Origin of the sequence: Nonomuraea sp. NPDC050310, assembly GCF_040655795.1 — a bacterium.
Taxonomy (GTDB): domain Bacteria; phylum Actinomycetota; class Actinomycetes; order Streptosporangiales; family Streptosporangiaceae; genus Nonomuraea.
On record NZ_JBFAKP010000018.1, the window covers coordinates 170,793 to 180,815 of the forward strand.

At 71.0% G+C, this 10,023-nt stretch carries 8 protein-coding genes; 2 read left to right on the top strand and 6 right to left on the bottom strand.

All coding sequences use genetic code 11. The annotated features are described in order from the left end of the window. The first annotated feature begins 8 nt into the window (after positions 1-8). On the top strand, positions 9-602 hold the full coding sequence (locus AB0I67_RS32295) for a TetR/AcrR family transcriptional regulator (RefSeq protein WP_357931234.1): 594 nt from the start codon (positions 9-11) through the stop codon (positions 600-602). Positions 603-1,197: 595 nt separating this feature from the next. After that, positions 1,198-2,589, top strand: coding sequence for an MFS transporter (locus AB0I67_RS32300; RefSeq protein WP_357931237.1), 1,392 nt, complete (start codon positions 1,198-1,200; stop codon positions 2,587-2,589). Between the two features lie 141 nt (positions 2,590-2,730). On the opposite strand, the gene AB0I67_RS32305 is transcribed toward AB0I67_RS32300, so the two are convergent. The 6 genes from AB0I67_RS32305 to AB0I67_RS32330 form a co-directional block, all read right to left on the bottom strand. Beyond that, positions 2,731-3,711 carry an ABC transporter ATP-binding protein gene (locus AB0I67_RS32305; protein WP_357931240.1) on the bottom strand — a complete coding sequence of 327 codons (981 nt, stop codon included), beginning with the start codon at positions 3,709-3,711 and terminating at the stop codon, positions 2,731-2,733. Then, the gene (locus tag AB0I67_RS32310) at positions 3,708-4,910 is read right to left on the bottom strand and encodes an ABC transporter ATP-binding protein (RefSeq protein ID WP_357931243.1); all 1,203 of its coding nucleotides are present in this window, start codon (positions 4,908-4,910) and stop codon (positions 3,708-3,710) included. The genes AB0I67_RS32305 and AB0I67_RS32310 overlap by 4 nt, the downstream gene beginning before the upstream one ends. Next, entirely contained in the window at positions 4,907-5,851 is a 945-nt protein-coding gene (locus AB0I67_RS32315) for an ABC transporter permease (protein ID WP_357931245.1), read from the bottom strand. Before AB0I67_RS32315 ends, AB0I67_RS32310 begins: the two co-directional genes overlap by 4 nt. After that, complete coding sequence (locus tag AB0I67_RS32320) at positions 5,848-6,750, bottom strand: ABC transporter permease (RefSeq protein ID WP_357931247.1); 903 nt, start codon at positions 6,748-6,750, stop codon at positions 5,848-5,850. Before AB0I67_RS32320 ends, AB0I67_RS32315 begins: the two co-directional genes overlap by 4 nt. 2 nt (positions 6,751-6,752) lie before the next feature. Continuing rightward, positions 6,753-8,447: an ABC transporter substrate-binding protein gene (locus AB0I67_RS32325; protein WP_357931250.1), complete on the bottom strand. Its 1,695-nt coding sequence runs from the start codon at positions 8,445-8,447 to the stop codon at positions 6,753-6,755. Between the two features lie 111 nt (positions 8,448-8,558). Next, a complete protein-coding gene (locus AB0I67_RS32330) occupies positions 8,559-9,788 on the bottom strand; it encodes a cytochrome P450 (protein ID WP_357931253.1) in 1,230 nt (409 codons plus the stop codon). Between the last annotated feature and the right edge of the window lie 235 nt (positions 9,789-10,023).

The window sequence follows — 10,023 nt, forward strand, 5'->3', positions numbered from 1 at the left end:
CTGGTCAAATGCCCCGGATCACCGCCGCGACGATCGGCGAGCACCGCGCCCAGACGCGCGATCGCATCCTGCAGGCGGTCTCGCGGCTGTCGCGTGTCCAGGGCATCGACGCGATCTCGATGACCGATGTCGCCTCCGAGGCCGGCATCACCCGCACGGTGCTGTACAACTACTACCCCGACAAGGCCGCGCTGCTGCTGGCCTTCACCGAGCGGGTGACCCACTACTTCATCGAGAGCTTCGAGCGCGAGCTGCCCGCCGACGCCTCGCCCGCCGAGCGGCTCCGGGCCTTCGTGCGGCTCCAGCTCGCCGGCCTGCTGGCCCACCCTCACCCCGGTGCCGCCGACCTGTCGGCCACCCTGGGGCCCGACGCCTACCAGCAGCTCGCAGAGCATGTCGCGCCCATGCAGGCCATCCTGGTGGGCATCATCGCCGACGGGGTGGAGTCGGGTGACTTCCACGCGCCCGACGTGCCGGCGACCGCCCGGATGGTGCTAGCGGTGATCGGGGCCGAGCGGGTCCCGTTGATCAGCGGGACCATCGCCCTGGAGGACGCCTCGGCCATGGTCACCGGCTTCGTCCTGCGTGCCCTGGCCGCCTGACACCGTGATTTAGGGTCCTTGAATCCCCCTGGTTGCCTGGGCGTCTGACATCGCGCCTTAGGGTCCTTGGCTCGCCCCTGGCTGCCGGGGCATCTGACATCGCCCCTTAGGGTCCTTGGCTCGCCCCTGCTTGCCGGGGCGCCTGACACCGCCCATTCGGGGTCGTTGGCCCCGCCGTACGCGCCTGGGGCTCCGTGGCACAGACCACATAGCCCCGTCGCCCTCGCCCCGCGTGCCTGGCCCCGTGGCACAGACCCTCATGGCGCCGCCGGCCTCGCCCTGCGTGCCTGGCGGGGTGGCACAGGCCCCCATGGCCCCGCCGGGCTCGCTCTGCGTGGACCGCTCACCTGGCACCGCCGCCCGCGGTCGCCGGGCTCTTTCTCTGCCCGGCTGCCTGATGTGGGTGATCGTGGTCGCCCAGGTCACTCTGCGCTCCCGGCTGCGTGACGGCGGGATCATGGTTGCCGGCTCCGTCCGCGTGGCCTGGCCGCGATGGCGGGATCGTGGTCGGGGGGGTTCGTCTTGGGGTCGTGGCTGTCTGGCGGGGGCGATCCCTGCGGGGATCTTGTCGGGGGCCGGTGACAAGATGGGCGTCATGTCTTTTGCCCAGGTGCACCTGAAGACCGCGCGTGGCCGCTGGATCCTGGCCGCCACCGTGCTGGGCTCGGGGCTGACGATGCTCGACTCCACCGTGGTCAACGTGGCGCTGCCGTTCCTGGGCCGGGACCTGAAAACTGACATGTCGGGCCTGCAGTGGTCGGTCAACGCCTACACCCTCACCCTGGCCGGCCTGATTCTGCTGGGTGGTGGTCTCGGCGACCGGTACGGCAGGCGGAAGATCTTCCTGATCGGCACGGTCTGGTTCGCGCTGGCGTCGTTGATGTGCGGCCTCGCGACCAACATCGAGGTGCTGATCGCGGCCCGCGCGCTCCAAGGCGTGGGCGGCGCGCTGCTGACGCCGGGGTCGCTGGCGATCATCCAGGCGTCCTTCTGCCGGGACGACCGGCCCCGGGCGGTGGGCGCGTGGTCGGGTCTGGGCGGTGTGGCCAGCGCGATCGGGCCGCTGGTGGGCGGCTGGCTGGTGCAGGGGCCGGGCTGGCGGTGGGCGTTCCTGATCAACCTGCCGTTCGCGGCGCTGGTGGTGCTCGTGACCCTGCGGCACGTGCCGGAGACCCGCGACGAGCAGTCCACGGGCAAGTTCGACGTGGCCGGGTCGGCGCTGGCCGCCCTGGCGCTGGCGGGGGTGACCTACGGGCTGATCGACCTCGGCACCCCGCTGCCGCTGATCGCCGGCATCGTGCTCGGCGTGGCGTTCGTGGCGCTGGAGATCCGCCGCTCCCCCGACGCGCTGGTGCCGGTCGGGTTGTTCAAGAACCACGTCTTCACCGCGGTGAACGTGGTGACCTTGATCATGTACGGCGCGATGGGCGTCGCCTTCTTCCTGCTGGGCTTGCAGCTCCAGGTGGTGTCGCAGTTCGGGCCGATCGCGGCCGGATCGGCGCTGCTGCCGGTGACGCTGCTGATGATGGTGCTCTCCGCCCCCGCGGGTGAGCTGGCCAAACGCATCGGGCCGCGGTGGCCGATGACGCTGGGCATCCTGGTGGCCGGGCTGGGGTTCCTCTGGATGGCGTCGATCGGCGAGGGCTCCAATTACTGGTTGCAGGTGCTGCCCGCGGTGAGCCTGTTCGGGCTGGGGCTGTCGGCGGCGGTCGCGCCGTTGACCGCGACCGTGCTGGCCACCGCCGACGAGCGGTACGCCGGGACGGCCAGCGGCATCAACAACGCGGTGGCCCGCACCGGCAGCCTGCTCCTCGTTGCCGCGCTGCCGCCCATGGTGGGGCTGGTGGGCACGGCCTTCGATCAGCCGGCGGTGTTCGACGTGGGCTATCGGCTGGCGATGTTGATCAGCGCCGGGTTGATGGGGGTGTCGGCGTTGATCACCTTCCTGACCATCCGCACCAACGTCCTGCGGGATCCCCAGAACTGACCCATCGCAGCGGCGGCCTCCGGGATCCTCGGAGCTAACCTCGCCGGCCACGGTAATGTCCTGCCCGACCACCGAATCCCACCTCACATCCGCCGCGACCTCCTGCGCGGCCCGCAAGACCGACCTGCACTTGACTGGGGGTCAAGGGGTTGCCTCGGCGAAGTGGCAGGCCACCTGGCGGCCGCGGACCTCGCGCAGCGGTGGCGGAGCCGTACGGCACAGGTCCTGGGCCAGGGCGCAGCGGGGGTGGAAGGAGCAGCCCGGCGGGGGTGCGGCCGGGCTGGGCGGGTCGCCGCGCAGGACGATGCGTTCGCGGGTGGCCTCGACGTCCGGGTCGGCGACCGGGACCGCCGACAGCAGGGCGCGGGTGTAGGGGTGGGCCGGGTCGTCGTAGAGGGCGGCCCGGGAGCCGAGTTCGACGATCCGGCCGAGGTACATGACGGCCACCCGGTCGCTCATGTGCCGCACCACCGACAGGTCGTGGGCGATGAACAGGTAGGCCAGGCCGCGTTCGTCCTGCAGGTCGGCCAGGAGGTTGACGATCTGGGCCTGGATGGAGACGTCCAGGGCGGAGACCGGCTCGTCGCAGACCACCAGCCGGGGGCCGGAGGCCAGGGCGCGGGCGATGCCGATGCGCTGGGCCTGGCCGCCGGAGAACTCGTGCGGGTAGCGGTCGGCGTGCTCGGCGGCCAGGCCCACGCGTTCCAGCAGCTCGATCACCTGCGGGCGGGTGAGGAGTTTGCGCGGGCCTGAGACGATCTGGTGGACCGTCTGGCGGGGGTTCAGCGAGGCGAACGGGTCCTGGAAGATCATCTGGAGGTCGCGGCGGAAGGGCAGCATGGCCCTCGGCGGCAGACGGGTCAGGTCGTGGCCGTCGAAGGCGATCGTGCCGCCGGTGGACTGCAGCAGGCGGACGATCATGCGGCCGGTGGTGGACTTGCCGCAGCCGGACTCGCCGACCAGGCCCAGGGTCTCGCCGGGGCGGAGGTCGAAGCTGACGCCGTCGACGGCTCGGACGCCGCTGCCGAAAGTCATGCGCAGGTCGCGGACCGACAGGAGCGGGACCGGGGTGGGCGGTCCGTCGTGGGTTTCTGGGGCGGGACGGGTGTCGAGGGGGTTCATCGGAGCGCTCCTTCCAGGTGGCAGGCCACCTTGCGGTCGCCGGCGGCCGGGCGCAGCGGGGGCTGCTCCGCCGTACAGGCGGGCAGGGCGGAGGGGCAGCGGGGGTGGAACCGGCATCCGGGCGGGAAGGCCGACGGCGAGGGCGGGCTGCCGGGGATCGCCGGCAGCCGCCCCGAGCCGCGTCCCTCGGCCGCCCGCCCGGATCCGGATTCCACACCGTCCTCCGGCCCGGAGCCGGGCGACGCCGAAGCCGGACCGAGCGGCCCCGGAAGCAGCCCGGGCTCCTCCGAAGCCAGGCCGAGCGCTCCCGGAACCAGGCCGGGCTCCCCCGAGTCCAGGCCGGGGGCCCCGGGGGCCAAGCCGGGGACGCCGGAGGCCAGGCCGGGGACCGAGGGGGCGAGGTTGGGGACGGAGGGGGCCAGACCGGGGACCGAGGGGGCGAGGCCGGGGACGGAGGCGAGGAGGCCGCGGGTGTAAGGGTGGCGCGGGTCCTTGAAGAGCGGCCGGGCCGGCGCGTGCTCGACCGTACGCCCGCCGTACATGACGAGCACCTCGTCGGCGATCCGCGCGACCACGCCGAGGTCGTGCGTGATCATGATGACGGCAAGCCCACGCTCGGCCTGGATGCGCTGGATGAGCTCCAGGATCTGCGCCTGCACGGTGACGTCGAGCGCGGTGGTCGGCTCGTCGGCGATGAGCAGGTCGGGCTCGCAGGCCAGGGCCATGGCGATCATCACCCGCTGCCGCATGCCGCCGGAGAAGCGGTGCGGGTGCTCGGCGGCCCGCCGGCGGGGCGCGGGGATGCCGACCTCGGCCAGCATCTCGACGGCCCGCTCGCGCGCCGCCCGGCGGGAGGCGCGGAAGTGCAGCCGGTAGGCCTCGGCGATCTGCTCGCCGACGGTGTAGAAGGGGTGTAGGCACGACAGCGGGTCCTGGAAGATCATCCCCATCCGGCGTCCGCGCAGCGCGCGCAGCCGCTCGGCCGGGGCGCCGACGAGTTCCTCGCCGTCGAAGCGGATGGACCCCGAGACGCGTGCCGTACGGTGCAGGCCCATGACGGCCAGCGAGGAGACCGACTTGCCCGAGCCGGACTCGCCGACGATGCCCAGCGTGCGCCCGCGCTCGACGCCGAAGTCCACCCCGTCGACCACGGTGACGGGGCCGAAGCCGACGGTCAGGCCGGAGACCTGGAGGATCATGCGTACCTCACCCGGGGGTCGATCACCGCGTAGACCAGGTCGACGACCAGGTTGGCGACGGTGATGAAGAAGGCGGCCAGGAGCGTGACGCCGAGCACGACCGGCTGGTCGGCCTTGAAGATGGCGTCGTAGGTGAGCTGGCCGATGCCCGGCAGCCCGAAGACGTGCTCGGTGATGACCGCTCCGGCCAGCAGCCCGCCGAGGTCCATGCCGAAGATGGTGACGATCGGGGTGAGCCCGGCGCGCATGCCGTGCTTGACGACGACCGTCCGTTCCGGCAGGCCCTTGGCGCGGGCGGTGCGGATGTACGGCTCGCCCATCGTCTCGATCATGGACGAGCGGGTCTGCCGGGCGTACATGGCGGCGTAGAGGCTGGCCAGGGTGAGCCAGGGCAGCAGCAGGTTGCCCGCCCAGGCGCCCGGGTCCTCGGTGATCGCCACGTAGTCGGGGTAGGGCAGCAGCTCGAAGTGCTGCACGACGACGAGCAGGAGCATCATCGCGGTGAAGTAGACCGGCACCGAGGCCGAGGCCAGCGTGCCGGCCATGAGCACGCGGTCGAGCCCGGTGCCGCGCCGCAGCGCCGACACCAGCCCGACCAGCACGCCGCCGCTCAGCCAGAGCACCGCCGCGCCGAGGGCGAGGGAGACGCTGACCGGCAGCCGGTCGGCCAGCAGGTCCCAGACCGGCAGCGAGTTCTGGTAGGAGTAGCCGAGGTCGCCGGTGAAGGCCTTGGCCACGTATCCGGCGAACTGCTCGTGCACCGGCCGGTCGAGGCCCATCTCGGCGCGGACCGCGTCGACCTGCTCGGTGGTGCAGGTCTTGCCGCAGGCGTGCAGCGCCGGGTCGCTCGGCAGGACGAAGAAGATGATGAAGGTCACCGCGCAGATGACCAGCAGCACGCCGGCCACGGCCAGCACGCGCCGGCCCAGGTAAGCGATCATGAGCGGGCCTCGCGGGGGTCGAGGGCGTCGCGCAGCGCGTCGCCCAGCAGGGTGAAGGCCAGCACGGTCAGGAACAGGCACAGGCTGGGCACGATGAAGTAGCTCGGCACGACCTGGTACCACTTGAGCGAGTCGTCGAGCATCTGCCCCCAGCTCGGCGTGGGCGGCCGGACCCCGACGCCGAGGAAGCTGAGCGCCGCCTCGGTGCCGATGTTGGCCGGGATGGCGAGCGTCACGTAGACCAGCACCGGCCCGGACAGGTTGGGCAGCAGCTCGCGGAAGAGCAGGTGCGCCCCGCTCGCCCCGCCGACCCGCGCGGCCTCCACGAACTCCCGGTGCTTGATCGACAGCGCCTGGCCGCGCACGATCCGCGCGACGTACGGCCAGCTGAACATCGACATGATCGCGATGAGCAGCAGCACCCGGTTGGCGTCCGGCGCGACCGACAGCAGCGCGAGCATGAAGATCAGGCTGGGGAAGGACATGACCAGGTCCATGAGCCGCGACAGGATCGTGTCGGTCCGCCCGCCGGCGTAGCCGGCCAGTAGCCCGGCCGCGGTGCCGGCCACGACGGTCACCGCGGTGGCGGCCACCGAGATCAGCAGCGAGATCCGCGCGCCGTACACCACGCGGGCGAAGACGTCGCGCCCGGTGCCGGGCTCCACGCCGAGCCAGTGCTCGGCGCTGAAGGTCTCGTACGGCACGCCGCCCAGCGAGCGGTCGATGGCGCTCTTGTCGAAGGTCTGGGTGTCCCACCCGCTGATCGCGGTGAGCAGCGGGGCGGCCAGGGCGACGGCGACGAAGAGCGCCACGATGGAGCCGCCGAACAGCGCCGCCGGGTCGCGGCGCAGGCGGTCGAGGGCGATCCGGCCGGGCGAGCGGCCGGATCGGATCGCCACCGTCACTGCTTGACGCCGAGGGCGGCGTAGTCGAACTGCCCGGACCAGATCAGGTGGCCGAAGGCGCCGGCGACCTTGGAGCCGGCCAGCAGCGGCTTGCGCTCCCAGGTCAGCGGGATCATCGGGGCCTTTTGCATGAGCGCCGCGTCGAGCTGCACCCAGGCCTGGTCGGCGGCCTTCAGGTCGGTCATGGCGTAGATCTCGTCGATCTTGTCCATGGTCTCCTGGTCCTTGAAGAGCGAGACGTTGCCGCTGTTGCCCTTCTCGGTGATGGTCCGGCCGTCGAACATCATCGGGATGAAGGAGGAGCCGGAGGGGTAGTCCTGGCACCAGCCGTAGGAGGCCATGCCCTCGAACTTGGCGGTGTCGCCGATGGTGTCGTAGTAGACGGCCGGGTCGTAGGTGTTGATCTCCACCTCGACGCCCACGCGCTTGAGGGACTCCTGCAGCGCGGTGGCCTCGTTCTTGGCGCCGGTGCTGGTGTGCAGCTTGACCTTGACCGGGGTGCTCACCCCGGACTCGGCGATGAGCTGCTTGGCCTTCTCGACGTCGCCGGTGGCCGGGATCTTGAGGGTGTCCTGGGGGACGCCGCCGGACAGCGACGGCGGCAGGAAGGCGGTGGCGATCTCGCCGGCCGCCGGGCCGCCCTTGACGGTCTGGTAGGCCTCCTTGTCGATGGCGTACTGCAGCGCGAAGCGGAACTTGGCGTTGTCGAAGGGCGCCTTCTGGGTGTTCATGGCCAGCACGTCGGTGCAGCCGCGGATCTCGTTGTGGAAGCGGGCCTTGACCTTCGGGTTGTTGAGGATCTTGGCGAAGCTCTCGCCGTTGACGTCGGCGTAGGTGATCGCGGTCTGGTCCTCGCCCTGGTCGGCGATGAGGCGGTCGTCGATGACGCTCTGCCGTAGGCCCTGCTTGACCACGATGCGGTCGGGCAGCGCCTTGCGGGCCGGGTCGGAGGCGGGGTCCCAGTTCTCGTTGCGGACCAGGATCATCTCCTTGCCGCGGGTGTAGCTCTCGATCTTGTAGGGGCCGGAGGAGAAGACGCGGTTGTCGTACTGCTCCTTGGTGTCCTTGGCCTTGGGCACCGGGCTGAAGCTGGGCAGGGTGGCGTAGTAGGGGAACTCGGCGACGGCGCGCTTGAGGCGGAAGACGATCGTCTTGTCGTCGGGTGTCTCGATGGAGGCGAGCTCGCCGCTCTTGTACGGGCCCTTGTAGGCGTCGGCGTCCTTCAGGACGAGCTTGTGGTAGTTCGGGCCGCCGGGCAGTTCGGGGGCGAAGGAGCGTTCGAGGTTGTACTTGACGTCGGCGGCCTTGATCGGGCTGCCGTCCTCGTACTTCAGGCCGTCCTTGAGGGTGAAGGTCCAGGTCTTGCCGCCGTCGGCCATCTCGCCGGTGGTGGTGGCGAGGTCGGGGACGACCTCCAGGCTGGCCGCGCCCGGCTCCGACTTGAAGGTGACCAGCGAGCGGTACAGGTAGCGCAGGCCGAAGTCCATCTGCGGCATCGTCCAGTTGCGGGCCGGGTCGAGGTGCTCGAAGTCCTGGTTGGACAGGATCGTCAGGGTGCCGCCCTTGCCCGCCTCGGTCACCGGAGGCTGGGCGCCCACGTCGGCCGCGGGCTTCTTGGGGCCCGAGGCGCCTCCGCAGGCGGTCGTGCCTAACAGGACCGCGAGGGCAAGCAGGCCGAGCTTCTTCGCCATGATCGTCACTCCGTTGTGAGAAACAGTGTGACGCGTAACATAATAATGTGAAATAGTACTGACAAGCCTGCGTTACCGATCCGTGTCCGGAAACGCGTGATCCGAGTGGATCTAGATGGCGAAAGGCTGGCGGCGCACGCTGTTGTCGAAGTTGGAGACCAGCAGCTCGGGCTCCCCCACCGAGCGGATCTCGGGCAGCCGGGTGAGCAGCTCGCGGAACATCGTGCGCAGCTCCTGGCGGGCCAGATTGGCGCCGAGGCAGAAGTGCGGACCCGGGCCGCCGAAGCCCACGTGCGGCTTGGTGTCGCGGGTGATGTCGAAGCTGTCGGGGTCGGCGAAGACCTCCTCGTCGCGGTTGGCCGAGCCGTAGAACAGCACGACCTTGTCGCCCGGCTTCAGCTCCAGCCCGCGCAGCTCGTACGGCTCGGTGACCGTACGGCGGAACTGCATGATCGGCGAGACGTAGCGGACCATCTCCTCGATGGTGTTGCCGATGTGCGCGTCGAAGTCGCTCATCAGCAGCTCGCGCTGGGCCGGGTTGTCGGTGAGCAGCTTGATGCCGTGCGCCATGGTGTTGCGCGCGGTCTCGTTGCCCGCCACCAGCAGCAGCGAGAAGAACGAGCCGAGCTCGCGATCGCTCAGCCTCTCCCCGTCGGGGTTGGCGGTGACCAGCGCCGACACCAGGTCCTTGCCCGGGTCGCCGACCCGCTCGTGGCCCAGGCGGATCACCAGGCGCTGCAGCGCCAGCAGGGCCAGCACGTTCTGGCCGGCCATCCTCGCGCTCTGGAACAGGCTGGGCCGTACGCCGCTGTAGGCGGTGGAGATGTCGACGTGCTTGTGCACGCGCTCGCGCTCGGCCTCGGGGATGCCCATCATGTCGCAGATGACGTGGATCGGCAGCCGGGCCGCGACCTGGGTCACGAAGTCGCGCGGGCCCTGGCGCTGCACGTCGTCGACGATCCGGGCGCAGGCCGCCTCGATGTCGCTCTGCAGGTTCTGGAGCATGCGCGGGCTGAAGGCGCGCGAGACGATGCGGCGCAGGCGGGCGTGGCGCGGGTCGTCCATGTTGACCATCGACTCGCCGAAGACGTACTTCACCCAGCCCGGCGGCTCGGGGTTGGTGACCGCCGGCTCGCTGGAGAAGACCTTGGCGTTCCGGCTGGCCTCGACCACGTCCGCGTGCCGGACCAGGGCGTAGAAGCCCGAGCCCGAGCGCAGGAACGGCACCTTCTTCTCGGGGAAGAACACCGGCTGGTCGAGCTGGCGCAACCGGGCGAAAGCCTCGTGCCGCTCCTTGAGGGGTTTGCGCCAGAATGCAAGGTCCGCAAGGTCGATGTCCACCCGTCTATCCTGGCACGTTCCCGGATGGTTAACGCCAGGTTGGGACGGGGCGGGGATCCTCCGAGCATGAGTGCGACTCTCGCCGCCCTGCTGCTCACCAGCCTCACCACCTGGCCCGCCACCCCCACGGCCCCCTCCCCCGCCGTCACCTCCTCCCCGGCCGCCGAGGCCGCCTGCTCGGGGGCGGCCGGGGACTTCGACGGCGACGGCCGCGCCGACCTGGCGGTGGCCGCGC

What these genes read in the sequence shown, in the direction of transcription:
- AB0I67_RS32295 (WP_357931234.1), top strand. Translation starts at nt 9, where the DNA reads ATGCCCCGGATCACCGCCGCGACGATCGGCGAGCACCGCGCCCAGACG.
- AB0I67_RS32305 (WP_357931240.1), bottom strand. Translation starts at nt 3,711, where the DNA reads ATGAACCCCCTCGACACCCGTCCCGCCCCAGAAACCCACGACGGACCG.
- AB0I67_RS32315 (WP_357931245.1), bottom strand. Translation starts at nt 5,851, where the DNA reads ATGATCGCTTACCTGGGCCGGCGCGTGCTGGCCGTGGCCGGCGTGCTG.
- AB0I67_RS32325 (WP_357931250.1), bottom strand. Translation starts at nt 8,447, where the DNA reads ATGGCGAAGAAGCTCGGCCTGCTTGCCCTCGCGGTCCTGTTAGGCACG.
- AB0I67_RS32310 (WP_357931243.1), bottom strand. Translation starts at nt 4,910, where the DNA reads ATGATCCTCCAGGTCTCCGGCCTGACCGTCGGCTTCGGCCCCGTCACC.
- AB0I67_RS32300 (WP_357931237.1), top strand. Translation starts at nt 1,198, where the DNA reads ATGTCTTTTGCCCAGGTGCACCTGAAGACCGCGCGTGGCCGCTGGATC.